The organism is Ruegeria denitrificans (assembly GCF_001458295.1).
GTDB classification, from domain to species: Bacteria; Pseudomonadota; Alphaproteobacteria; order Rhodobacterales; family Rhodobacteraceae; genus Ruegeria; species Ruegeria denitrificans.
Genome location: NZ_CYUD01000003.1, coordinates 326,820 through 352,381, shown reverse-complemented (window position 1 = coordinate 352,381; position 25,562 = coordinate 326,820). Strand labels below are relative to the sequence as shown.

Below are 25,562 nucleotides of genomic sequence, written 5' to 3'. Positions count from 1 at the left end.
CGGCGATCAGACCGACGGGAGAGGCGCATTATCTTCGACACGAAAACGATTGATTCTGCGCCGGTCTTCGCTGGGGCTCAGTCCGAAGGCCGCGCGATAATGCATCACCAATGGCGCAACTGAACCGTAGCCAACGGCCGAGGCGATCTGGGGTATCGGATCCTTGGTATAGACCACCATCTGCCGCGCGGCCTTCATGCGCATGGCGCGGTAATAATGGCTGGGGCTTTGTCCGGTTGCCTGCTTAAAGGCGCGTTCGATTTGCCGAGGCGTCACCCCCATCTGGCGTGCCACATCTGCGATGGAAATAGGATCGCTCATATGGGATGCGAACAGTGCAATGCTGCGGGATACCAGCGATGGCAGACTGTCACCCGTACCGGGCGCCGTGGCACTGGGTACTTGCTGCCGTACCCCTGCGCCGCGCATCATCGGATGCTGGAACCAACAGGCGACTTCATGCGCGACGTCCCCGCCCAGCCTGTCCTGAATAAGATGCAACGCCAGATCAAACCCCGCTGCCGCGCCCGAGACTGTTGTGCGACTGCCGTCCCTGACGATCACCTCGCTGCGAGCGTCCATGTCGGGGAATTCGGCTTCGAACGCGGCCTCATAGCACCAATGCACCGACACCGGATGCCCCTGCATGACACCTGACCGGACCAACGGAAAAATACCCGCGCTGATCCCACCCAATACAGATCCGTGACGACTTAGCCTGCGCAAGACACCGTTGCCAAAACCTGGGTTGTCAAAGACCGAAGTCGGGCTGCCGAGCAGGAAAATAATGTCCATATCCCTGCAGTCTGACAGCGACCGTTCGGATTCGAACCGAACACCGGCGCTGGATTGAACCTTTTGACCATTCTCTGAAATCAGGGACCAAAGAAACGCCTCTTGCCCTGCGATTTCATTAGCCGCCCGCAGCGGCTCGATCACTGAGGTCAGGCAAGCCATGGGAAAGCCATCAAACAGCAGAAAACCAATCTCGATTCTGTTCTCTGTACGCATGGGCCTGTCCTAGCAGGAAATCCATCGCTGCTCTAAGCGAAGTTTTACGCCCAGCGGATCAACCCGATGATAGCGGATGTTGCGTAGAACCCCTGTAGCAGCAAAAAAGTCCAACGACGGTCAATCACGGCCCACGCAGCGAACAGCCCCGAAGACAAAAGCAAAAGCGAAAAACCCAACAGTTCCGCCCCGATGTTCGAGGCGATCAGTAGGGCATAAGCCATCGCCAGTACGGATCCGGTGATTTCAAACACCGTCGTCAAGCCGCGGTGTGACATTACGAGTTTCGCCATGCTTACTCCTTTCGCATCGTTCGAGTTGTCGGGGCGGGTTCAGCCATGAGAATTGACATGCAAGACCTCTGAGTTTCTTCTTTTCCTGTCATTAACCGAAAGCTAGGATGTGACTCAAGTGAATGATAATGATCATGCCATTCTAATTTGTCATAGAAAGAAAGATGAACGAACGCCTGGAAATTGACGCCCTGCGCGCTTTGCTTGCCATTTCGACGCATGGTGGCGTGACCCGTGCGGCTGAGCATCTGTCGCTGTCGCAATCCGCGGTCAGTCATAAAATCCGTCGACTGGAACTAGCGCTGGATTGTAGCTTGCTGGCTCGTCGCGCGGGTGGCCCCTTGTTTACAGAAGCTGGCCAACGGTTGTGCAACTATGCCCGCCGGATCACCGAGTTGCACGACGAAGCACTGTCATCATTGGGCAAGAAACCTCTTACCGGGACCATCCGTTTGGGCATGACCGAGGACACCGCCACCAGCGACATCGCTCGTATTCTGGGTCGTTTCACGCGACTATACCCCGAAATTCATGTCCGCACCCGCACCAGTCAAAGTTTGAACGTGCAAGCCTGGCTGAAGGTCGGAGAGTTGGACGTGGCCGTCATGCAGATCTTTCGCCAGGACGTTCTGCCCGATGATCTGATCCTGTTTGAAGACACGTTGCATTGGGTCAAAGCACCGGAATTTCGCCTCGATCTGTCGTCGCCGGTGCCGTTTCTGTCATTCGACAGCCAATGTTTTTACAGGCAATGGGGTATGGGCAATGGACCGCATCGGTTCGACACTATTCTGGAGTGCCCAAGTGCTGCAGGCATCCAATCGGCAGTGCGTTCGGGTCTCGGCGTGGCGCTGCTGAACGGGTTGCACGTCACTCCGGATATGGAGGTGATTGATGATCTGTTCCCTGCCCCTCCACGCATAGTCTTTGTGGCGCGCACACATTTAAAGCGCCGCAATCAGGCTTCAGCGGCGCTAATTCAGGAAATCCGCAAAGAGGTTGAAACCACTTGGCCTTTGAGCCGAATGGGCCAAGTCAGTTCGTCCCGAGATTGAACCCTTTGGACATACGCGCCCTGCGTCGTTCGATTGACTTGTCAAACGCCATCTTGCTGAACAGAACCAGCGGGAACATCACCCGTTCACCCAGCCCATCAATAATCACAAGCTTTCCGCCCCGCTCTTGCGCACGCACGATATTTTCGAATCCCATGTCACCAACAATGATCTGCCCCTGCTTGAGGTCATCCATCAGTTCCATGAACTCATCATGCAAGCGTTGACGCGCCTCCCGATTTTTGGCGGCCGCAATCTTCTCGGATTGCAAGGTCGGCGCTAGCCCGCCATCCGGGCCGGTTAGTTTTTCCACCACCAAAGCTGGCCCCTGCGAGGTTGGTGCATAGCCCATAAACCGCGCCAGACGTTCAATCTCGGGGCACCCCCGGTTCAATGCAGCAAGGTATTCATTGGCCTCACGGTTCCATTGCCGCAAATTTCCATAGCGCCAGGCGGCATAGCGCGGGATTGCATGATTACGAACAGGTTCATCTGCCCGGACCTTCAACAACGCGCCTTCAATTTCAGGGTGTTGGAAAATCTTGTAGTTGCGGCTTTCGCGCAGCGGAATGTGGCCGCTCAGGTCAATCATCTCTGTCAGGTCCCAATCATGAGAAACATGCGCCACATGGGCGCTGGGTGCTGAAAACAGTGTCCTTCTTAAGGTGTTCTTGTTTTCGTGACAATTAACCTTTGTATCAGCCCAAACAAAAGGATAACGAACTCCGAACGAGGTAGTATTGGTACAACTGGTACCAACAGATCAAGCGCGAATAAGTCAATCTTGGCACGTTATAAAAGGTTCAGGGCACCTCACTCCGAGCCCTTCCTATTCGTTCAATTCTGATTTGAGTTTTAAATTTGCATCGCGTCAAAAGGGAAAAAGTCATTCGCCGTGACTTGCCCCGACCTGGGCCGTATTCCGCTGACCCGTCCAAAGCCCGATATCATCCCCGTCGATAATAATCGCGAGATCCCAGAATTTTCTGATTTCCTCCTCCGCGGTCCGCGCAGCCTCTGGTTCTTCCGGGACGCGTTCGACACGGAAACCGAACTGTTCAAACCCGCTGTAATCTATACGGCTAAGAATAAGCGGGATCACCTCGCGCTCCAGTGCCGCTGCAGCAAGATACCTTGCAACGTTGTGCACAGATTTCGGTGCCTTCACGATCCGAACACCAATATGCGTCGGGCCGTTTCCGTTCCTCTCCCACAAAGCGGCAGAAGGAATAAGAGTTGTTTCAGGAAAAACAACTTTCCCATGCGGTTTGGATTTTTGATCATCGGCGATCAACGCATCCAATTGAACCGGTCGTTTGGACGTCGTTCTGCTGAGAATTTCATACCAGGTATCATCTGTCATTTTTGGTACTGAGCCTCTGCTATGATTTCAGCCGCTTTAGCCGCCCCTGGTTCTGGCAGGTCGATTTTATTCAAAGCAGAGCGATAGATTTCCAGCTCCCCTTGATCCAGACAATCAGAAACCGTTCGCTCGAGCTTCATGAACTCTTTTTCAGTGATAAGTGCGCACAGATCGCGATCGGCCAATGCCCTTGCCCGGCGTTCCTGATTGTCCAGATACGGTGCCGATTGCGGGATCAGGATAGCGGGTATCTTGTTGTACAAAATCTCAAGAACTGAGTTGTACCCCGCTGCTGAAATGACCACATCCGCCGCCAGACACAGCTTTGTGGCCTCAAATGTCTGAACGACGCGGGTGTTTTTCCAACCGAACGTGGCTGGTTGAACCGTGCTTCCGGGCCAGGTTACGACAAGATGCAGACAATCCGCCCGATCCTCCAGCATCCCACAGATGGCCTGGAGTTGCGCCGAACGGTCAGACGCCACGCCCCCACCCAACATGCTGACGACCAAGTGATCAAAATCCCGGCCGAACCGTTCCGCCAACCGAGCCCTGAGTCCATCGCGTTCATCTTCGGTCAAAGCGGCCTTGCGGAAAATCGGACCGACAGTGTGAATGTTATCGCCGAAACTGTAGGTGTCGTTCAGTTCCTCAAAGGCTTCGGATGGAACTATGACCCGGTCGAATACACCCTCACGTTCAAGCATCCTTGGTCTGGATCGTCCGTCAGGCCACAATCCCCGCCGCACCCAAACCGCCGACAAATTGCGTTCAAGGATCAATCGGTAAACGGAATCAAAAACATAGCCACCGTCAAATACCAATCGGTCATTTTCCTGCAACGTCGCCCCCAATCTACGATAGGTCAGAACATCATTGCCATTGAATCTGTCGGAAATTTCAGTTCGCTGAACCAGTGGGATACAATCCATGCCTTCTCGACGCACAAGTGGTACACAACTCGGGAAGGCCGCAAAAATCGGCGTAATGTCATCCGGTAGTGCTTTGGCAATAATGGCGCAGCGCTGCGCGTGCCCCAATCCAACCCCATTCGTTGGGTAAAACAACGTCCGCTGTTCCGTTCGAACTGGTTCGGGCTTTGTTGGCTTTAGGCCCGCTGCCGTTTCCAATCGGGAAATATCCACCGAGTTCAACCATTGGGATTTTGCGGCCTGTTCAGCCACCCGAGCAATGTTTCCCAATATTTTCCCGGTTAGATACCCGTCCAGGGCAAGCAGAGATTTGGGCCCGATCAAAGCAGGCGCACCAGATGAAACGATTGCTTCATCATCCGTGCAATCTATTGCAATCCCGCCGGCGGCCATCAATTCAACCGCAAAAGCCGCCATACGAACACCTGCAACGCCATGGCCAAACATCACCAGAACATCCGTCGAAGTCGCCAGAATAAGCGAGGAGAGATCGGTATAAAGGCAGGTCGGCAAATCGTGGAAAGGTGACGTCCTGATCGCCTCATTCTGTGCCCCACTCACGATAAGTCGTAAATTATAGACGCTTTGGTTACTCATCCGGGACAAGCAGGACAGCGTCTCGGTATCCTCCAATTCCATGGAACCCAGAACCACTGCAACATTTGACTTCTTGCCCGCTGATCGGGACGTCGTCCGAATATCCGCCACCAACGGACAGGCCGCCGTAGGCAGCATCGAACGCGGTTGAAAGTCCGTAAGGTCCAGTACTGTGGCTTCGCGCCCAAGTGCATAGGCAAGGCGTGATTTTGCCGCGATGTAACTTTGCTGGGCCTCAAAACGGCCCGTCGCGATCACCGGAACATCCACCGCCAACTGCTTTTGCCTCAGTGACGCAAGAAGATGGTCATCAATCTCGTCTGCACCTATGACAAATACGATTTCGACCACATGCTCACCCGGATCGACCAGAAATTTGGCGGCATCATAGACACGACCACGGCCCGCATCGTTCGGCAGGTATTCGGCATCTATGCACACATTGAAACCACGCGCGGCCAGTTGCTCGGCAAAGATCAATTGCGCATCAAAAGACCGCAGCGAGCGCGTGCCAGCTTCGATGAAAATCATCGTAGAACCCCGCTGTCGACGGTCATAATCTTTGACAGCATCGCCTTGAAACTTTTTACGGAATATCGATCCAGCACTGCCTGGGATTTGGAAACCTGTTCATGGTATCGCTGTGGTTCAGCGACCAGATCTGAGATGATCCCATCCACATCGCCCGGATCACAGGTGAGGACCGCATCCCCAAACGTCGCCCCGGTTGCGGGATTGGTGAGAACCACTTTGCCAGCGGCAAGCGCCTCGGCCACCACGCGTCCGAAACTCTCTTGCCAGGTCGGCGCCGTGAAATAGACGTAAAAATCAATCATTCCAAAAAACTCATCCACGTTGATGGCGTCAAAGGGCAACAGGGTCCAATGGGCACGAAGAACACCGGCGCTCAGCAGCGCGTCCGCCCCCAGAATAACATTGCTTTCAGAACTCTTGGGAAAACATCTGTCGAGATCGGACATCGACGGAAACTTCTCGAACCCCGGTCGCGAATGCCGCCCCCGGCGATCCCGTGGGCTTTCACAAGGAGGCTCTACTTCCGTTTGGCAAATGTTGAACCAATCCTGATCAAAAACCCGCCATTGCCGGGCGACGCGCGTACTGGACAGCCAATCCGTCACGGTCCTTCGGTTATACGGGGAAATCGGTGCCAGAGTTCGCCTGAGCGCAAGGGAAGACGCCTCAATCTGGTTCAGACAGGCGGTAACGTCGAATCCCTCTTCACCACCCGGACGCAGAAAATTCTCATGTGTTACCACAATCAGGTCCTGGGCAAATATCTTGGTACTCAACACGTCATTAAATTTTAGAAAGGACGGATTGTGCAGGATCACAAAATCCGCACAGACGCGCGGCGCGTCCCAAATCAGCGGTATGTGCAAGTCATCCAACGCCCGCCGTAGAACCGGTGCGATATGCCGGTTTTCACCGAATGTCCGCGACGTTACTGCATGTACCTCCAATTGCCCGAAATCCGCGATCGCCCGAAGTTCGGCCGCGACCGCTGCAGACGTTCCACCAGAGAACCGAGGTTCAATGACATAAGCGATCTTTGGCATATCTGCGCAAGTGATGGCATTGAACACTGTCATAGACGTTAATGCAGCAGTTCGTTTTCGGTTGCTTCTGTGCCCGCGGCACCTACGGGACCAGCGGTATAGCCAAAATTCAGATTGCCGGTGGTCGCGGCATTATAGAAATTTCGCAGCTCTGCAGACAACTCATCGTCACCCGTCAAAAGTTCCGGGTTTCGCTCAAGATACGACTGCAACGCCTGTGTATCGTTGGTTGACAAAAGTTGATCAATGGTCAGCAAGTGCTCAAGCGAAATTTCGGCGCGCGCATGCTGTGTTGACGCTAGAAAAAGTAGCGCAGTTACTATGCCGATGAGTTTGCTGTCAGCCATAAATTAAACCCGTCGATACTTGTTACATTTAAACTCACAAATCATTTCGGTCCTTTGTATTCACATCCTAAAGAGCATATTCAGTTGGTTGTTGTCCTGAGTTTTTTCAAAACCTGACTTCTAAGCTGGTCAACCGAGTTGCTCGGAGCCGTATTTCGGCGACTTTTTTTGGCCGTTCGCGGAACAGAGGCCCGACCAAAGCCTTCTCCGGCCAGATACAATTCGATCACGCCGTTAGGTGTCTTGGAACTCGCACCGGTGAAATCCCGCAACAAAGCGCCCGCATCTTTTGCCAGAGCAGCAGCTTTAGCGGCATCCTGTCTATGATAGTAACGGACATTGGTTCGCGTCACTTTGTAAGGCACGCGGGCCGTTGCGCCCAGTTCATGACCCGTTGTTGTTAACCCGGTCACAACAGTATTCACGGCATCATTTGGAATGTTGTTCGGTGCAAACAACCTGTATTCCGTCCCCCCCTCAACAATGGCCGGTTCCAGTGGCTTAACGTCATTCTTAGGTAACGCCGGGGTTTCTTCGGTTGGCAGCGCTGCAAGCTCGGTCAAATCAGGAGGGTTTGGCGCCAAGTTGACGACAGGTGGCCGTGGGGTTGGCAAACTAAGCGCTGCGTTTTCAAGCTGAACCACAGGATCAGATGCCACGACCGACAAGGCACCCTGACTAAGAACAGCCCCCAAAGGGCGGTCTGACTGAAAATCCTGGCTATGTCCTGGTCGCGATCCGCTTGCTGTTACAGATGCCGGGGGTGTAGGAAATTGCAGCGCCGCAAGCTGAACAAAAACGTTGGGGGCCCGCTGTGGGGGAATGATTGGTTCGACGGACACCACGGTTGGTGGTAGATCTGCGCCTGCTCTATCCGCCAAGGTGATGGATGCGGCAAAAAACTCTGGTACGACTTCATAGGGTAGAAAACTCGGGTTCGCCTCTTTCAACGGCAGATACCCTGCTCCGCCCACAGGCAGTAGCGGTGGTTCAAGGGCTGGGACATAAGACAAAATGTTGGGGGCCGGATCTCGAGCGCTCGGTTCGATAGCCGCTGCCGTATCGGTGCCTTCTGACAAAGACGACGTGAGCGAAGCAATGTTGCTCGGGTCTTCCGTATTCGCCCCCCCGGTGTCAGGGGACGCTGGCCATGATGACGCGTCGAATAAATCGGCTGAAATAACAGCCTCACCTTCGGCACCACCCGACACGTCAGGTTGAAATGTCCCGGATTGAGCGAATTGTTCTGTTTCGGTGCTTGCGGTTTCCCCGGATGCCGAGCGTTCAGTCAAACCCAGCGCATCCCACCCGGTTAACGTCAGAAAAACCGAAGACGAAGCAACCGCTCCGATGGTGCATCCGACGGCTACCAAACCCCACCTGACCCTGCGACGTCTGCTTTGCTGGTCTTCCAACTGTTGCAGAAGCTTTTTGGACAGACGATGGTCTACTTCCTCAGACGAGAGAATTAAACTCAACTCTGCTTTAGTCAGCTGCTCATGGGACGTGTCCTTGCGGACAAGAGCGTCATTTACCGAAACCGCATCCCCTGCCCCCTGGTCCTCAGCGCCGCGCTTCGGCTTTGCCTGCTTTGACCCCGGCTTTTCAAAATTTGCCTGCTCAGGGCTGGGTGTCGAGCTTTGCTGTTTCGTTGTCTCTTGAAAGGTTTTCTCCGCATTTCCGCCAGAGACATTGATCCGGTCTTCTTTGGGCTTGCCCGAATGCGCTTCTGCCGACTCGGCAGAGCGACGGGCCAGCACTGAATTTCTTTGATTCCGTGCTTCTTCAACCCGCGCAGACCATGTCATTTGCTTGCTTTGCGGTCGTTCACTTGTGGTTGTTTGGCTAGCTTTGCGCTGTTCCGGCTTGGAGTCTTGAGACGCTTTGCTTTTCTGCGCCCGGGCCGACAGGTTTTTCTCTCGCTCAATACGTGCTTTTTCAAGCACCTTCTGCCATTCAGGAGCGCGAACAAAGTCATATATATCCGCCGTTTGATCGGAGGATTTCTTAGCAACTTCAGGTCGAGTTCTTGGGCTGTTAGCCTTTGACATCAATTCCCCCGACTGGCCGCCGAAACAGGCCTTAAGCGGTTGTAATTCCGGCAATTCGAAAACGCTTGAGCGTCGAAATCTCTAAAAAATTATCTTTAAACTATAAAAAATTGACCTCGCGAAAACAAGGCAGCCAACACTGCAATTCGCATGTATCAGACCCGGCAAACCCCTTAGCCTTTGGCTTCGCGTTCTTGCGCCTGCGCTGGTGAAGTACCCCGGGCCCTCTGTTTTTGATAGTTTTTGGTCCGTCACCAATTTCAAGTTAGACTGCGAATATTGGCAAAAACCACCACAACACGCTGATCGAATTTTCGATGAATGCTAGTTAAACGCATGTAATTAAATGGCATATATCCAAAACGCCTCAAACAGGTTTACTCTGATAGATCACCCTGATCCGCTATGCGGAAAAATGGTCGTGGTGGATTGGACGCTAGGGAATTCCTGCAGCTATGCGTGCAGCTATTGTCCGAAAAATTTGCATGACGGTTCACTTAAGTGGCAGAAACCCAACGACGTTCTTCATCTATATCGTCAACTAAGAAGACACTATGTGGATGAAATGGACAGGATTGTCTGGCTTCAGTTGACAGGTGGCGAACCCACCATGCATCCGCAGATCGTTGATTTGCTGCATCAGGCATCAGCGAAAGGTTTTAAGATCAGCCTCATCAGCAACGCATCGCGAACAGTTCGATTTTGGGAAAAGATCAATAAATGCCTCAACAGTGTTATTCTGACATACCACGCCGAATTCGCTGACCTGGACCATTTTATCCGCGTTGCGGGCATGATGGTCGACCACATTACCGTGCATATCAACGTCACGATGCATCCGGATCACTTTGACCAGACGCTTGAAGATGCTCGAAAGTTACGCGCAGCCCTGCCAGCGGCGTCGATTTCCCTGAAACCTTTACGAAGGGATTTCGGAGCTCAGCTGTACGATTACACAAAGGAGCAGATGCAGGTTCTTACTAACGGCTTGCCCTCCGATAGGGCTCCGATCGGGGAACAGCCCCGCTCGCTCATGCGCGCCACCACGCGGTCAGGCCGTACTGAAACGCTTCGCCCAAATGAATTTCTTCTCAGAGATTTGAACCGATGGCGTGGGTATAAGTGTAACGTTGGCCTCGAGTCCCTGCGGATCCGAGGAAATGGTGAAGTCTACCGGGGCGTTTGCTGCGTTGGCGGCAGGCTTGGGTATCTGGGCGAGGACCTGGTCCTGCCCCGTGATCCAATTCGGTGCACGAAAGATGCATGCTCATGCCTAGCCGACATCCTAATCCGCAAAGAGAGGTAAGTGCAGCGCTCTGTGACGCTCAGATCGAGTTCAGACTGCCCAAGTCTACGCCATCCCAAGCCATGCGTTCGTCCGACAGTATTGCCAACAGGTCTGAATGTTCGGGGTGATCGGAAGAACATACATCCTGCGTTTTGAATTCTTGTGGCGTGACATGCCCCCAATTACGCAGCCGTAGAAAATATACGCCATTGGCATTCATTTCTTGGGCAAGATCTACGAATGCGAGCATCTCTCTGAAGTTGGACGCCTGTACCACAAAGTCAAAACGCAGCGTATCAATCTCACCTCGCGCATTCAGATCACCCAGAAACCGCAGGTTTTTTCGCAGGGTCGCAAAATCGCCACCGCGACGCAGCACGCTGTAAGTATCCGCTTGCGCCGCATCTATCGAAACCCAAACCGAAGCAATTTGATCCCAAAGGCCCAGATCGTCCCAGGCCCGTTCATTGGCCAACAATCCGTTGGTGTGAAGCTGAATGCGACGGCCGGGTGTCCCTGTATCCGTCAGTCGCCCAAGGATATGACGAAAATGCCTACTGCCAAAAGGATCCCCCGACCCGGTAACCTTGATCTTTTTTGCATTACCGACCAATGGCAGCAGATGATCCTCAAAAAGAGTGTTCAAACGCTCTGTTTCTTTGTGCGGCAGGTTGATCAGCTTTGTACGACAACTGGGGCAAGAGATATTGCAAGACCGGTCGTGGGACAGGATGACCCGTTCAGGCCCCTTCTCCAACCGAAGCTCTTTGTCTTGCGTATCCGAATTACGGACCGGAAGCCTGCGGCCAGCGATTTGCGGGCAATGCCAACGGCTGCAATGCGAAAAATCTCCATCACGGACCGACCGTCTGATTTCGCGGGCACGTTCGGAATTCCAGAACCCGTCCCGACCTTCGGATTCCAGACGGCCAATTGGTGCGGGTTGCCAAGCCGAGCAGCAAAAATGGACTTCACCATTCACGCGCGTTTCCATTTCACGAAACGGAGCATCACAAATACGCGTCTTAAGCCAACGGTCAGCGTCGGTTTCAAAATCCTTCGACTTTTCACGGGCAGCATCAATAAGGCGCTGTGCCATCAGGTCATGATGATCGCGGCTGACGACTTCGCGCCCAAGAATTTCTGTGGCCAGCCAACGTTCCTGCTGCAATTCCAACCACGCCACGACCAGCACAGTGAGGATTTCATATTCTGTCGCGTTTTTCGCAACCTGATCAACAAACTGATCTATCAGATCTTGATCACATTCTTCCCGTATTGTTTGGGCGCATTCAATCACCAAGTCTTTTGCATGCGCGTCCGGCCCATCCAACAGCCTGCGCCGCCTAAGGTATGTTGCGTTCTTTTCCGACAGAGACTCGACGATCTCTGCACAATCGGCGTCACCTGTGTCGGAAAGCAAATTGGTGTTATTTCGAATAGAAGTCATTGCGGGTGCCATAGTGACAGACCGCAACATCAAATCAAGTACGCGCGTTCATCACACAATGACGAGCAACAACTTGAAAACCAGGTGTAGGTGGCGGAGAGACAGGGATTCGAACCCTGGAGACGGTTTCCCGCCTACACACTTTCCAGGCGTGCGCCTTCGACCACTCGGCCACCTCTCCGTGCGGGCGATATTTGGACTATCGCCGGGGGATTTGCAAGGGGCGATTAAAGCGAAAAATCAACGTTCCGCTGTTCCGCCAAACCCCCTGCTATAACTCGTCCCCATCCCCGTCCGTCAGGTCAGCCTCGGTCATGTCCACAGGTTTGGAGGTCGATGGTTCCGGCGGCGCATCCTCAGCCCTTGGCTTTTGGTTTTGCGCGGCCCCCTGCCCATGCAATGTTTCCGGGTTACGCAGCCAGACGTCACGCTGAGCAAACGGAATTTCGATGCCTTCTTCGACAAAACGGCGGTTGATTTCGTGGTTCATATCGGATTTCACCGACAGCACCCAGTTCACATCGCGCAGAATGGCGCGAATTTCGAAATCCAGCGAATCCGCACCAAATCCCTGGAACACCACGCTGGGCGCCGGGTGCGCTAGAACCATGGGATGTGAATTGGCGATCTCTCCCAAAATCTTCTCAACAATGCGGGTATCGGTGCCATAGGCCACCCCTACCGGCACGATGACCCGTCCAATTGTATTGCCGCGCGTATAGTTCGTCACCACGCCGCTGATCAGGTCCGAATTGGGGACAATCACGTCGGTCCGATCAAATGTTTCAATCCGGGTGGACCGCACCGAAATATCGCGCACATAGCCCATCATCCCGTTCACATCGATCCAGTCACCCTTTGAGATCGGGCGCTCGACCAGCAGGATAATGCCCGAGACGAAGTTCGAAACGATGGTCTGCAAACCAAACCCGATACCAACGGACAGCGCACCGGCGACAATGGCCAGCGAGGACAGATCGAACCCGGCCAGCATAATGGCCACCAGCGCTGCCAGAAAAATCCCAACGTAACCGGTGCCCGCCGTAATCGCATTCTGACCGCCCGGATCAATACTGGTCTTAGGCAGCAGCGAATTCCGTAGCCCGCTTTGCAAAAGCCGGGTCAGGCCGTAGCCGACGACAAACACAATTACGAAAGTAAAGAAATTGCTGGGCGAGATTGTAACCCCGCCAATATCGAACCCCAGCAACAGGCGCGACCAGACCTCAAGCAGGTCAGTCTGCCTCGCACCCCAATACAGCGCCAGAACCGGCAAAGTCAGGATGGCGATGACAAACCCGGCCAGAACCGAGAACAGCGAATCCCGCGCTGCTTCACCCTGTCCGCTGAGCCAGCCGTAAACCGAAGTGATAAAGCGATGAAAAATGGTCAGAGCCGCAAACAAAACCAGCGTCTTCACAGCCGGGAATACAATCCCTTCAGCCGCATTGGTATACCCGACGGCAGCCAAGATCGGGCTCGCAATTCCCAACAGGAACACCGCTTTACGCAGGAAATCCATGATCTGGGTCAGGCCCGAACTGCGCGGCGTTTCACTTGATTGCCCATCTTCGGCGTCTGGTTTAACGGCCTGAATGCGGCGGATACGCAAAAGAACAAGCGCCGTTCCCACCACCACCGGAAAGCTAATCACAGCCCGGGTCGCATCCGAAATATTTTCGATCTGATCGAACAGCAGCCCGAACTCGTATACGATCAGGAAGACCGCCAGAATATCCAGATAGACCCGCAGCTGCGTAACGCTTTTGCGGGACAGACGATTAAAGTTCTGTGCCGCCTGCGCGACGTGAACCTGACGTCCGATCCAGTCATAATAGAAGATAAGCGCAGCCCAGTAAGGAACATTTTGGATCAAAAGTGTTCCGCGCAGCCCCGGCAGACCGGTCATGACAATCGCTTGAACCAGCAACCAAACGCCCAGCCACGGTAGAAGAATCCGCAGCAGCGAAACCAGAAACGTCCAAACCCCACTGCCCCGGCCGCCCAATTGCCGCAGATACTCGCCTGCCGCTTCGGACCAGTAGCGCCCGTAATACAACAAAACCCCAGCCGCGACGGTCAGGAAGAAAATACCCAATCCGCGCTCTTTCAAATGGTCCTGCACGATGTTGGTTTTCAGGTTCAGCACAGATTCATTGATCAGACCGCGCACGGCCTCGACAATATCAACCCAGGCTGGGCCCCAATAGACGGGGTTGAGCGGGGATACACCGCGTTCAAGCAGCTCTTTTGTCTGTCGTTCGCGCAACAGGCTGTCAATCTCGCTGATCAGCCCGTTGGCGCGGCTGAACGCCTCTTCCGAGATGATTTGCGGCACCTGCAAGCTGGTCAACTGGTTTTCCAGATGCTCGCGAAGTCTGGCAATCTCTTCAGGTTCGGTTGCGTCCCCTTCGGGTGCCGGCCCCAATGCCTTGATCTGCGCATCCAGCGTCTGAATACGGTCCGTATTGGCGCCGCGTGCCTTGTTGAAATCCTCACGATAGTTGTGGATTTCCGCCCGAAGGTTCTCCAGCGCCGCGTTCGACGTGCGATTAGATTCGATGTCAGCTTCGGCGCGGTCCGCGGTCTCAAGCCAGTTCTGGTAGTATTCGCTTTGTCGATCAGTCAACTGGGCAGCAACGGGGCCGCCCAGCATGGCAAAACAAACCAGAAGGAACGCTAGAAACAGGCGAACCTGCCGCAGCATCATACGTCCTCGAATACGCCGGGAATGCTGCGCGGGGCCTCGGTCATCCAATCCGGCACCGGCAGTTCCTTTTCACGCAGGAATTCAGGGTTGAACAGCTTGGATTGATACCGCGTGCCAAAATCGCACAGGATCGTCACGATGGTATGACCCGGCCCCAGATCCTTGGCCAGACGCACCGCACCCGCCATGTTGATCGCGGTCGATCCACCCATGACCAAACCTTCTTCGCGTAGCAGATCAAAGATGTAAGGCAGCGCCTCGTTATCGGTCATCTGGTACGAAAAGTCCGGCGTGAACCCTTCGAGGTTTTTGGTGATGCGCACCTGCCCGATGCCTTCCGCGATTGAGCTGCCCTCCATCGCGATTTCGCCGGTGGTGTAATAGGAGTACAGCCCCGCCCCCATCGGGTCGACCAGAGCGATCTTAACGCCCTTAGGCTGCAACGCGTCGGCCACACCGGCCAGCGTGCCACCCGATCCTACGGCGCTGACAAAGCCATCGACCTTGCCGCCTGTCTGCTCCCAAATCTCGGGGCCTGTGGTTTCCACGTGGGCCTGACGGTTGGCAACATTGTCGAACTGATTGGCCCAGATAGCCCCGTTAGGCTCGGTCTGCGCCAGTTCCTCGGCCAGGCGGCGCGAGTAATGCACAAAGTTATTGGGGTTGCGGTACGGGGCGGCCGGCACCTGAACCAATTGCGCGCCCGCCAGACGCAGCATGTCTTTCTTTTCTTCGGATTGAGTTTCCGGGATCACGATCACCGTTTTGAAACCCATCGACGCGCCCACCAGCGCCAGACCGATACCGGTATTGCCCGCCGTGCCTTCGACAATGGTTCCGCCGGGCTTCAGTTCCCCACGCGCGATGGCGTCCTTGATAATGTAAAGCGCCGCGCGATCCTTGACCGATTGCCCCGGGTTCATGAACTCGGCCTTCCCGAGAATCTCGCACCCGGTCTCTTCACTGATGCGCTTCAGCCGGATCAGTGGCGTTTTCCCGACAGCGTCGGCAAGGTCTCGTGCAATGCGCATGGCGCCCTCATTTCATTACGTATCATCGAAGATTTACAGATGCGGTGCGACAACCACAAGCGGCGATAGTTAACCGCGCAAACGGTCGCGATGCCTTGCCAGCCAGTTGGCCATCAACAACAGGGGCAAGTCCTTGAATTCGTTATTATCCACCTTCTTCATGAATGTGTCATAAGACAGGATCTGCGTCCGAATATCTTCACCTTCCGACACCACTCCGCCATTATCAATGGTTCGGGTCAGATCACCCAGCCCCACGTAAAGGTGCACATACTCAGTTGATGACCCGCTTGAGGAATAGGCGCCGCCTGCATATTCCAGCACATCCAAACCCACGTGTGCCTCTTCCTGCACTTCGCGATAGGCGGCCTGCTCGGGCGTCTCACCCGGGTCGATCATGCCTGCCACGGGTTCCCACATCCACGGCTCGGGGTCGTCGATCAAAAACACTGGTGCACGGAACTGTTCGACCAACAGAACCGTATCGCGCACCGGGTCATACGGCAGAACAACCACAGCGGCCCCTTGCATCAATCCGCTTCGATGCAGGAGCGGACCCATCGTTCCGTCATGCTGGCGGTACTGCAGGTCCAACTCTTCTACACCGAAATAGTTGACATAGGCACGCCTGTGGCTTTGCACGATCACGTCTTTTTCAGTATCACGCGGATCACCGGTTCGACGTTTTCGCGCGGCCAGCTTGGCCCAGGCACGGGTGCGGATCGGAGCGAAGTTTCGGGAAATCGTGGTTGCGTTCACCTTACCGTAGTAAGCCAGCTCTTCCTGCGCAGCGACCAGAGTCACCTCTGACCACTTATCGACCCAGGTCTGTAACGACCACGGCCTGTCGGGTGTCCACAGCCCGGGTTCAGGAAAAAATACGCTGGCCTCGACCCGCGGTCCATCAGCTAAGACCACGCCCTGCGGGCTGAGATCATAGTCGAACCCACCTTCGTAAAATGCCAAGCGGCTCAGATCTTCGGGGCAGAACCCTTGAACCAGTAATCCCTCGGCATGACTGCCTTCTTCGGGAACAATCATCGGAAAGGCTTCGTCCACCACGCCATAAACCGCGTGATCCGGCAAACTGGCCTGAGATATCTTCTCGTTTGACAATGCATGGCCAAGCACACATTCCAGCAACGGCAAATGCCTGAGCGTGCCGTAAAAGAACAAATCGGACACTGACTTAAAACTCGTCTTTTTTGGGTGGGCTACCGCCAGCGACGGTTGGCTTCCTCGGTTGCAAGACCCGCGATAAGAGCTCCGATCGCCAAAGTCCACAGGATTTCCGGCGTAATCAGCAGTTTGCCGTATTCGACCCCGATCTGGAAAATAGCTAAGAGAGCTTCGAACGGACCATCGTAACGATGACGCATGGCCAACCGGAACATCTCATAGCAGCCCTGAACAAAAAGAGCCCAGAACACCAGCGAGACAATCCCGGCAATGCCGTTGTTGACCGCCGCAGTCCAACCGTTTCCAACACGTTTACCCATCACTTTCCAACCACAGGCCACTGCTATGATCATGTTGACATAGGTAAACCAGCCGTAATCCTTGCCCTCTTCGCCGTTGCTGATGATCATGCTCGACACGATAAAGGCTACCGCCAATAGGCAAAAAGAAGCAACTAGACGCGGCGCAGTGGGCATTCCAAATTTCCCTTTGTTAACTGGGTTTTGCTATAGTGATCTGTGTCACATCGCAGTTGCCAGTGTCAAAGGCCGCGCCACATGCGGTTAAATAATAGTTCCACATTCGGCGAAAACGCTCGTCAAAGCCCATTTCCGAGATTTCGTCCCATTTGTCGTTGAACGTCTCATACCAGCGACGCAGAGTCAGGTCATAACTTTGACCAAACTCCCGAGATTTCACGACATCCAATCCCGCTTCTTTCACCTGTTGTCTCAGGATTGAAGGTGCTGGAAGCATTCCACCGGGAAAAATATATTTCTGAATGAAATCAACACCATTCTTGTAAATATCCCAGCGGTGTTCTGCGACGGTAATGATCTGAAGGGTAGCTTGGGCACCAGGTTTCAGCCGTTCGCGCACTGTCTCAAAATAAACCGGCCAGTATTTCTGACCAACGGCTTCGAACATTTCGATCGAAGCGATACCATCATATTGGCCGCGTTCATCCCGATAATCCTGCAGTTTGAACTCAACAAGATCAGAAAGCCCTGCATTATCAATCCTTTGCTGCGCGAACCTTAACTGTTCTTGACTGATTGTCAGACCTGTGACCCGCAGGCCACGCTCTTTTGCCGCATATTCTGCGAAACCGCCCCATCCACATCCGATCTCAAGGATGTGATCTCCGGGCTTCGCGCCCATTTCATCCACCAAACTCGCATATTTCGCGGTTTGCGCATTCTCCAGACTTTCCTGTCCTGTTTCGAAAAGCGCGCTGGAATAGGTCATCGTGTCGTCCAGCCACAGACTGTAGAAATCATTCCCCAGATCGTAGTGATACGAAATGTTCTTTTTGGCCTGCCGGCGATTATTGCTGTGCAACCAAAAGCGCAGACGCTCATAGGCCTTGACCAGGATCTTTCCGGTAAAATCATCATACACCGTCTCGGTGCCCAAGTGCACCAAATCCATGAAGGCCCGCAGGTCGGGGGTGCTCCAACCGCCCTCCAGGTAGGAATCCGAAAAGCCCAACTCACCTTCACGGATCAGGCGGGCAAAGACGTCGGGGTCGTGAATGTCCACACGTGCCACCGGGCCCGGCTTGGGGCCTTCGGATCGGAAGACCCGCCCGTCCGGCAGGGCGATATCCATTCGCCCCGAGCCCATCCGGCCCAGCATCTTAAAGACTTGAGCAAAGTATCTAGGCAGGTTTTTTTGCCCTTCAGTTGTCGTCAGGATCATCCGCTCTCCCCTGTGCGGTCGTAGTTAAAAGCTAGGCCGAGTTTGTGTTTCTGGCAAGTTTTCAGTTCCTTACCCGTTTTTTCGGCCCTCATAGGCGGCCAACGCGCGCGCCCGGCCAACAGCCAAATCAACCACTGGCGAGGGATAATCCGCCCGCGGATCAAGCATCCATGAACGCGGAACCGCCTGAAAATAGGATAGCGCCGTAGCCGCAGGATCAGCCTGTCCTTCTGCGATCCACTGCATTAGATATTCGCGATCAGGATCAAATTTTTGCTGCTGTGTCAGAGGGTTGAATATGCGAAAAAATGGTGACGCATCCGGGCCCGACCCCGCAACCCATTGCCAACCCATCGCATTGGACGCCGGGTCCCAGTCGATCAGGCAGTCAGCAAACCAGTTCATTCCGATTTTCCAATGCGTCATCAGATGCTTAGTCAGATAGCTGGCGACGATCATACGGGCGCGATTGTGCATACGGCCGGTCACAAACATTTGACGTAGCCCTGCATCGACGACGGGAATGCCGGTGCGGGCCTGACGCCATGCGAGGACCGCTGGATGGTTTGCGTCCGTGTTCCACGGGAACATGTTCCAGTCAGGCTTCCAGTTCGCGCTTAGCAAATGCGGCGTGTGATACATCAGATGATAAGCAAACTCGCGCCAAACCAGTTGGCGCAGATAGGCGTCTGCCCCTTTCGCGCCGTTCATCGCAGCGCGTTGCACTGCATGCCAGACGACACGAAGGCCGATTTCCCCAAGCGACAGGTATTCGGACAGATCCGAGGTTCCCTGCACATCTAAACGGTCCCGATCGCGCGAATAATTGGGGATTCGCTCCAGAAACCTGTGCAAGGTTTCAAATGCCGCGCTCTCGCCGGGGCGGACGAAAGGCGCGACCACAGCCGCACCCCGGTTCATCTCCTTACTCAGATTCCAATCAGCCAGATTATCGGAGGCAGGCCAACGCGAGGGTGCAATGATCGTTGGTGCGGCTTCGGGCGCGGCGACGTCTCGGTCTTGGACGGATCGCCACATTGGTGTGAAAACGCGAAACGGTTGGCCCGCTTGGTTCGCCACGGTCCAGGGTTCAAACAGCAAGTGACCCGCAAATGACTTTGCCTTCACCCCCTGCTTTGCCAACACAGACTTTATGAGCGCGTCACGAGCCACGGCCTCTGGGTCATAGGCACGCGACCAGTAAACAGCGGTGGCGGCAGTATCGGCGATAAGCTTCTGCAAAACGGTCAGAGCGTCCCCACGTCGCAAGATCAACCGGCTACCGGCCTGCGACAAAGACCGCCCGAAAGCCTCAAGCCCCAACCCAAGCCGCCATTTTGGCGCGGCCCCGAGCGATTGAACCAAATCGTCCAAAATGAAAACCGGCAGGATCGGACGGCCCGTCTGGGCCGCCGCGTTTAGCGCGGAATGGTCCGACAGACGCAAATCCCGCCGGAACCACATGATGATCGGAGACTGATTGTTTTCCATGACCGCCCAGTTGTTTTCTTCGCATTACGAAGCCAGGCAAAAACTGGATCACAAAACGGCGTCAAGTGCGCCCAATAGCTGATCAATTTCCTGTTGAGAGGTATAGTGCGTAAAGCTAACCCGCAACACGCCCTGTTCTAAATCCACGCCCATCGCCTGTAGCGGGCGAACGGCATAGAAGTCGCCACCACCCGCCATGATCCCGTGCTCCACCAGATCAGCAGCCACGGCTTCGGCGTTCCGTTTCAAAGCGAGCGCTACTGTCGGCGCCCGACGTGTCGCATCCGACGTACCGATCAGGCGGACCGCGTTACGATCCTTGACCGCATCCAGCACTGGCTGAAGCAGAGCAACCTCCTGCTCGCGCATCAGGTCATGCACAAATGATCCGCGCTCGGTCGTGTCACCCTGAGGGCCATTGTGGTGGTCGCACAGTAGATCAACGTAATCCGCCATACCCGCACTGGCTGCAATCTGTGCATGATCCGGGCCCGCCGGAGTAAAACGCTTGTACAGCGAGTCCCCATTGAAATAGTGCGCCTGATTTGGCAGCAATTCACCAAGCGTCCGCCGGATCACCATGCAGCCCTGATGTGGGCCGTAGGTTTTATAGGCCGAGAACAGATAGATATCTGAACCCAGATTGCCGACATTCGGAAACCCGTGCGGTGCGTATGAGACGCCATCCACACAAACAAAGGCCCCCGCCGCATGGGCAATGGCAGTGATCTCAGTGACCGGATTAATCTCTCCGATTACGTTCGAGCAATGCGGGAAACAGACCAGACGCACCTTTTCGTCCAGCAGGTTTTCAAGATCCTGCGGGTTGAGTGACCCGGTTTCCGGATCGATCTGCCATTCGCGGATTTCAACCCCGTCCTCGGCCAGACGCCGCCAAGGCCCCGAGTTGGCCTCGTGATCCTGATTGGTGACGACGACAGCATCACCCGGCTGCATCCATTGGCGAAATGCCTGCGCCAGAACATATGTGTTTTGCGTGGTCGAGGGACCAAAGCTCAGCTCATCTGTGTTCACACCCAGAATCGCGGCCATGCGCGCGCGGGCTTCGTCCATCTCTTCACCCGCCAGACGGCTGGCGTCATAGGGACCGTAAGGTTGCACTTTGCGCTGCGTGTAATAGCGTGTCAGGCGGTCCAGCACCGGCTTGCAAGTATATGACCCGCCTGCATTTTCAAAAAAGGCCTGACCTTGCAGGCTGGGCTCGGAAAAGGCCGGAAACTGGGCCCGAACGAAATCGATATCAAGAGTGCCCATGGCACGTCGCTCCTTGCTCATGCTGCTTGTTCCGACGACGTGCCCGCGCATGATTTCGGACAACTCGGAAATCACGGCAGGTCTTCCAGCCCAACCACAGCTTCGGTCACACAGACGAAAGCATGGGCAGTCTTTCGGGGCAAAATCTGGTAACCGAAAGACGCGGATACTTAGACAGCGGCCCCAACGCCGGTCAACCCGCTATGAAATAAAAAAGCCCCGTCGCTTGACCGAGGCTTTTGGGGCTTGTGATCAATTCACATGCGACGTTTTTCTTTCGCCAGACCTATGAAGATCGGCACGCGCATAGGCGCGATGCTGATGAAAAGAGGCCAGACCGGGCAATCAGCCCGACCTGCGCGCAATTAAGCGTAGAAAGCCTTTTAGCCCTGAACTTTGGTATAGGTCCCCTCACCTGCCAGAATGCCACGGAAACCGCCCGGTTCATCCAGCCCGAAAACGATCAGCGGCAGGTTGTTGTCGCGTGCCAACGCAATGGCCGAGGCATCCATGACGCGCAACCGCTTGGCCAGCACGTCATCATAGGTCACCGTGTCATAGCGCACCGCGTCCGCGTGCTCTTTGGGGTCTTTGTCGTAAACGCCATCCACGCCGTTCTTACCCATAAAGATCGCCTCGCACGCCATTTCATTGGCGCGCAGAGTCGCAGCGGTATCGGTGGTGAAATACGGGTTGCCGGTTCCGGCGGCAAAAATGCAAACCCGCTTTTTCTCAAGGTGGCGCACGGCCCGGCGGCGGATGTACGGCTCACACACCTCATCCATGCGAATGGCCGAGATTACGCGGGTAAACACGCCGATCTCCTCAAGCGCCGACTGCATCCCCAGCGCGTTCATCACCGTGGCCAGCATGCCCATATAGTCGGCCGTTGTCCGCTCCATCCCCTGAGCCGAGCCGCTGAGGCCGCGGAAAATATTGCCGCCGCCGATGACCATGCAAATCTCGACACCCAGATCGTGCACCGACTTGACCTCTTGCGCGATGCGCTGAACGGTTGGCGGATGCAGGCCAAACCCCTGATCGCCCATCAGCGCCTCGCCCGAGATTTTCAGCATCACGCGGTTATACTTTGTCTTGGCGGATTCAGTAGTTTCAATGGTCGGGGAAAGGCTCATGTTGCGCTCCGGGCTGGCACGGGTTTATTTTCCGGCGCAAAATGAAGCAAAACCACCGCAGATTCAATGCGATTGGTGAGGATTGAGACAGCCCAGATGGCAAATACCGACAGATCGCAGATATTGGATCGCCTGCCCCCTATCCCCGATGATCAACCTGTATTGATCGCCGGGCCAACCGCTTCGGGCAAATCGGCGCTGGCCCTGCAGATTGCCGAGACCTTCGGCGGCATGATCGTCAACGCGGATGCCAGCCAGGTCTATGAGTGCTGGCGTGTGATTTCAGCCCGCCCTTCAGCCGAGGAAGAAGCCCGTACCCCGCATCTGCTGTACGGCCATATCGCCTATGATCAGGAATATTCAACCGGCCATTGGCTGCGCGAGGTGACGCCGCTGCTGAGTGGGAACCAACGCCCGATCATTGTCGGTGGCACCGGTCTGTATTTCTCAGCCCTGACCGAAGGGATGGCCGACATTCCCGCCACACCGCCCGAAATCCGCGCCCAGGCTGACCAGTTGGACCTGTCCGCTTTGATCGCTGGCGTCGATGATCAGACACTAGACCGAATCGACACAAAAAACCGCGCCCGCGTTCAGCGTGCTTGGGAGGTGCAGCAGGCCACCGGGCGCAGCCTGCGCGACTGGCAGGCTGATACTCCGCCCCCCGTGCTGAGCCTGACGGACGCAGTACCAATCGTATTTGATGTAGATAAACACTGGCTTCTTGATCGCATCACCCGACGGTTCGATCTGATGCTGGAATCCGGAGCGCTGCAAGAGGTCGAGACAATGCGGGATCTCTTTGACCCAACCTTGCCCGCCTTCAAGGCCATAGGTGTTCCCGAGATCATCGGGTATCTCGAGGGCCGATTGACGTTGGAAGCCGCCAGAGAGAAGGCAACGATTGCGACCCGCCAATTCGCCAAACGTCAACGCACATGGTTCCGAGCACGGATGAATAATTGGAATAAGATATATTTCTCAGATTGATACACAATTTTATTAAGGAATATTTTCTTGCGATTCCTTTAGCTGCATCCCCACTGCTCCGGATTTCCGGTTCACGATAGTATACATCACTGGAAATGCCCTGCATCGACCATCAGGCGACAGTATACAAATCGCTGATGTCGTTTTTGTGCCATGAATGTCGATTTCGAACGTTGACGTCACTTGAAAACTGGTGCGGAATAGCCTCATGGGGATGACGAGAATCCAAAGAGAATTCAGGGAACCTGCTGACCGGGCCAATCCGGCCTGAGCAGTTTCAACCTTCATCAAAAAAAAGAATATGTCACAGGGAGAAACATCAATGAACAAGCAAACCTTTACCGGAGCACCGATTCACTGGGCGGCAGAAATGCATGCTCAGGAGTATCGGGATGGCAAACTAAGTCGGCGCGAATTCCTGGCCCGCGCCACAGGCTTAGGTGTAACAGCCGCCGCAGCCTATGGGATGATCGGGTTGGCTGCCCCTGCCCACGCCGAAGGCGAAGACGTCAAGAAAGAAGGCGGGACTATTCGTGTTCAAACCGAAGTTCGTGCCCTGAAGGACCCGCGCACGTATGACTGGTCCCAAATCGGGAACTACAGCCGGGGAACGCTGGAATACCTAGTCGAGTACAACTCGGACGGTTCCTTCCGTGGCATGTTGCTGGAAGGTTGGGAAATCAACGACGACGCAACAGAATATACCCTTAAGGTTCGTCCAGGGGTGAAGTGGAACAATGGTGACGACTTCACCGCCGAGGATGTAGCGTTCAACATTGCGCGTTGGTGCGACAAGTCTTCGGAAACCAATTCGATGGCGGGTCGTTTTGCAACGCTTGTTGATGATGACACAGGTCAGGCGATCGAAGGTAGCATCGAGGTCGTAGACCCAACGACTGTGAAACTGAACCTTCCTCAATCTGACATCTCTCTTGTTGCAGGCATGTCGGACTATCCGGCTGCAATCGTTCACCAGTCCTTCAGCGAAAATGACCTGCTGAACAACGTCGGCACCGGCCCATATCTGATGAGCGAGCTGGAAGTCGGCGTCAAAGGTGTTCTTGTCCGCAACGAAGATCACACCTGGTGGGGTGAGGAAGTTTTCGGTCGCCCGGCGCTAGACCGGATCGAATACATTGACTACGGTACCGACCCATCTGCGTGGCTGGCGGCATTGGAATCTGACGAAGTTGATATGCTGTATGAGTCAGTCGGTGAATTCATCGACGTTATGGACAGCCTCGGCTACGTTAAATCCGAAGTTATCACTATGGCTACGATCGTAGTTCGCCCCAACCAGCTGGCCGAAGTCGACGGTAAGCAACCCTATGCTGACAAGCGTGTGCGTCAGGCGCTTCAGATGGCCGTAGACAATTCGATCTGTCTGGAATTGGGCTATGGTGGTCGCGGCACGACCGCCGAGAATCATCACGTCGGTCCGATCCACCCTGAATACCCTGAACTGCCGCCGCAAAAAGTCGATCCGGACGGGGCGCGCAAACTGTTGGAAGAGGCCGGCATGGCCGATTTCGAGCACGAGCTGATCTCGATCGACGACGATTGGCGCCGCAACACGACTGACGCCGTGGCTGCGCAGCTTCGCGACGCAGGCATTAATGTCAAACGGACCGTTCTGCCTGGCAACACGTTCTGGAACGACTGGACCAAGTATGCGTACAGCTCGACCAATTGGAACCACCGTCCACTGGGCGTTCAGATCTGGGCTCTGGCATACAAATCGGGTGAAGCCTGGAATGAATTCGGCTGGGAAAACGCTGAATTCGACGCGATTCTGGGCGAAGCACTGGCCATCGCGGATGCGGACAAACGCCGTGAGGTCGCTGCACGTGGTGCTGCGATAATCCAGGAAGAAGGCGTGACGATCCAGCCTTACTGGCGTTCACTGTACCGCCACATGAAGGACGGGCTTGTCGGCACCGACATGCATGTCGCCTTCGAACACCACCACTACAAGTGGGGTTGGGCAGCCTAAAGACTGCACGCAAAATCCGAGGGGCGCCCAAAATGGCGCCCCTTTCCAGCCGCAGACAGGCCGACGCGGAGTCGGATGTCCGAGGCCAGATA

At 54.9% G+C, this 25,562-nt stretch carries 21 protein-coding genes and 1 tRNA gene; 4 read left to right on the top strand and 18 right to left on the bottom strand.

Annotated elements, in window-relative coordinates; translation table 11 throughout:
* Positions 1 to 6 precede the first annotated feature (6 nt).
* Together RUE5091_RS06450 and RUE5091_RS06445 are read right to left on the bottom strand one after the other, a co-directional pair.
* Positions 7 to 1,011 (bottom strand): GlxA family transcriptional regulator, encoded by a 1,005-nt coding sequence (locus RUE5091_RS06450; protein WP_058281050.1) that lies wholly within the window; start codon positions 1,009 to 1,011, stop codon positions 7 to 9.
* A gap of 44 nt (positions 1,012 to 1,055) precedes the next feature.
* A complete protein-coding gene (locus tag RUE5091_RS06445; protein ID WP_243470721.1) occupies positions 1,056 to 1,304 on the bottom strand; it encodes a hypothetical protein in 249 nt (82 codons plus the stop codon).
* A gap of 164 nt (positions 1,305 to 1,468) precedes the next feature.
* Here RUE5091_RS06445 and RUE5091_RS06440 point away from each other — a divergent pair, with 164 nt between their 5' ends.
* Positions 1,469 to 2,359 carry a LysR family transcriptional regulator gene (locus RUE5091_RS06440; RefSeq protein ID WP_058281048.1) on the top strand — a complete coding sequence of 297 codons (891 nt, stop codon included), beginning with the start codon at positions 1,469 to 1,471 and terminating at the stop codon, positions 2,357 to 2,359.
* Here the strand turns inward: RUE5091_RS06440 and RUE5091_RS06435 are convergent.
* From RUE5091_RS06435 to RUE5091_RS06410, 6 genes are all read right to left on the bottom strand, one after another.
* Positions 2,340 to 2,951: a YrbL family protein gene (locus RUE5091_RS06435; RefSeq protein ID WP_131726283.1), complete on the bottom strand. Its 612-nt coding sequence runs from the start codon at positions 2,949 to 2,951 to the stop codon at positions 2,340 to 2,342. The genes RUE5091_RS06440 and RUE5091_RS06435 overlap by 20 nt on opposite strands.
* Before the next feature lie 294 nt (positions 2,952 to 3,245).
* Entirely contained in the window at positions 3,246 to 3,662 is a 417-nt protein-coding gene (locus tag RUE5091_RS06430; RefSeq protein ID WP_131726282.1) for a hypothetical protein, read from the bottom strand.
* A gap of 56 nt (positions 3,663 to 3,718) precedes the next feature.
* On the bottom strand, positions 3,719 to 5,782 hold the full coding sequence (locus RUE5091_RS06425; protein ID WP_058281045.1) for a glycosyltransferase: 2,064 nt from the start codon (positions 5,780 to 5,782) through the stop codon (positions 3,719 to 3,721).
* Entirely contained in the window at positions 5,779 to 6,861 is a 1,083-nt protein-coding gene (locus RUE5091_RS06420) for a glycosyltransferase family protein (protein WP_058281044.1), read from the bottom strand. The genes RUE5091_RS06425 and RUE5091_RS06420 overlap by 4 nt, the downstream gene beginning before the upstream one ends.
* 5 nt (positions 6,862 to 6,866) lie before the next feature.
* On the bottom strand, positions 6,867 to 7,175 hold the full coding sequence (locus RUE5091_RS06415) for a hypothetical protein (protein ID WP_058281043.1): 309 nt from the start codon (positions 7,173 to 7,175) through the stop codon (positions 6,867 to 6,869).
* A gap of 80 nt (positions 7,176 to 7,255) precedes the next feature.
* Positions 7,256 to 8,935, bottom strand: coding sequence for a hypothetical protein (locus tag RUE5091_RS06410; protein WP_131726281.1), 1,680 nt, complete (start codon positions 8,933 to 8,935; stop codon positions 7,256 to 7,258).
* A gap of 637 nt (positions 8,936 to 9,572) precedes the next feature.
* On the opposite strand from RUE5091_RS06410, the gene RUE5091_RS06405 reads away from it, so the two are divergent.
* Entirely contained in the window at positions 9,573 to 10,532 is a 960-nt protein-coding gene (locus RUE5091_RS06405) for a radical SAM protein (RefSeq protein WP_058281041.1), read from the top strand.
* 19 nt (positions 10,533 to 10,551) lie between these two features.
* Here the strand turns inward: RUE5091_RS06405 and RUE5091_RS06400 are convergent, their stop codons facing one another.
* The 10 genes from RUE5091_RS06400 to pyrH all read right to left on the bottom strand — a co-directional run bounded on the left by RUE5091_RS06400 (position 10,552) and on the right by pyrH (position 22,487).
* Complete coding sequence (locus RUE5091_RS06400) at positions 10,552 to 11,964, bottom strand: radical SAM/SPASM domain-containing protein (protein ID WP_165590756.1); 1,413 nt, start codon at positions 11,962 to 11,964, stop codon at positions 10,552 to 10,554.
* Positions 11,965 to 12,055: 91 nt separating this feature from the next.
* A tRNA-Ser gene (locus RUE5091_RS06395) sits at positions 12,056 to 12,145 on the bottom strand.
* A 90-nt stretch (positions 12,146 to 12,235) separates the two neighbouring features.
* The gene (locus RUE5091_RS06390; RefSeq protein WP_058281129.1) at positions 12,236 to 14,671 is read right to left on the bottom strand and encodes a DUF3772 domain-containing protein; all 2,436 of its coding nucleotides are present in this window, start codon (positions 14,669 to 14,671) and stop codon (positions 12,236 to 12,238) included.
* On the bottom strand, positions 14,671 to 15,705 hold the full coding sequence (locus RUE5091_RS06385) for a cysteine synthase A (protein WP_058281039.1): 1,035 nt from the start codon (positions 15,703 to 15,705) through the stop codon (positions 14,671 to 14,673). Before RUE5091_RS06385 ends, RUE5091_RS06390 begins: the two co-directional genes overlap by 1 nt.
* 69 nt (positions 15,706 to 15,774) lie before the next feature.
* On the bottom strand, positions 15,775 to 16,890 hold the full coding sequence (locus RUE5091_RS06380; RefSeq protein WP_058281038.1) for an NUDIX domain-containing protein: 1,116 nt from the start codon (positions 16,888 to 16,890) through the stop codon (positions 15,775 to 15,777).
* Positions 16,891 to 16,919: 29 nt separating this feature from the next.
* Positions 16,920 to 17,360 carry a TrgA family protein gene (locus tag RUE5091_RS06375; protein WP_058281037.1) on the bottom strand — a complete coding sequence of 147 codons (441 nt, stop codon included), beginning with the start codon at positions 17,358 to 17,360 and terminating at the stop codon, positions 16,920 to 16,922.
* 16 nt (positions 17,361 to 17,376) lie between these two features.
* Complete coding sequence (locus tag RUE5091_RS06370) at positions 17,377 to 18,585, bottom strand: SAM-dependent methyltransferase (RefSeq protein WP_058281036.1); 1,209 nt, start codon at positions 18,583 to 18,585, stop codon at positions 17,377 to 17,379.
* A 69-nt stretch (positions 18,586 to 18,654) separates the two neighbouring features.
* Positions 18,655 to 20,076 carry a cryptochrome/photolyase family protein gene (locus tag RUE5091_RS06365; RefSeq protein ID WP_058281035.1) on the bottom strand — a complete coding sequence of 474 codons (1,422 nt, stop codon included), beginning with the start codon at positions 20,074 to 20,076 and terminating at the stop codon, positions 18,655 to 18,657.
* 48 nt (positions 20,077 to 20,124) lie between these two features.
* Positions 20,125 to 21,351 carry an aminotransferase class V-fold PLP-dependent enzyme gene (locus RUE5091_RS06360; RefSeq protein WP_058281128.1) on the bottom strand — a complete coding sequence of 409 codons (1,227 nt, stop codon included), beginning with the start codon at positions 21,349 to 21,351 and terminating at the stop codon, positions 20,125 to 20,127.
* Positions 21,352 to 21,734: 383 nt separating this feature from the next.
* Entirely contained in the window at positions 21,735 to 22,487 is a 753-nt protein-coding gene (gene pyrH / locus RUE5091_RS06355) for a UMP kinase (protein WP_058281034.1), read from the bottom strand.
* A 96-nt stretch (positions 22,488 to 22,583) separates the two neighbouring features.
* On the opposite strand from pyrH, the gene miaA reads away from it, so the two are divergent.
* A complete protein-coding gene (gene miaA, locus RUE5091_RS06350; RefSeq protein WP_058281033.1) occupies positions 22,584 to 23,477 on the top strand; it encodes a tRNA (adenosine(37)-N6)-dimethylallyltransferase MiaA in 894 nt (297 codons plus the stop codon).
* A gap of 322 nt (positions 23,478 to 23,799) precedes the next feature.
* The gene (locus RUE5091_RS06345) at positions 23,800 to 25,470 is read left to right on the top strand and encodes an ABC transporter substrate-binding protein (RefSeq protein ID WP_058281127.1); all 1,671 of its coding nucleotides are present in this window, start codon (positions 23,800 to 23,802) and stop codon (positions 25,468 to 25,470) included.
* The last annotated feature ends 92 nt before the right edge of the window (positions 25,471 to 25,562 follow it).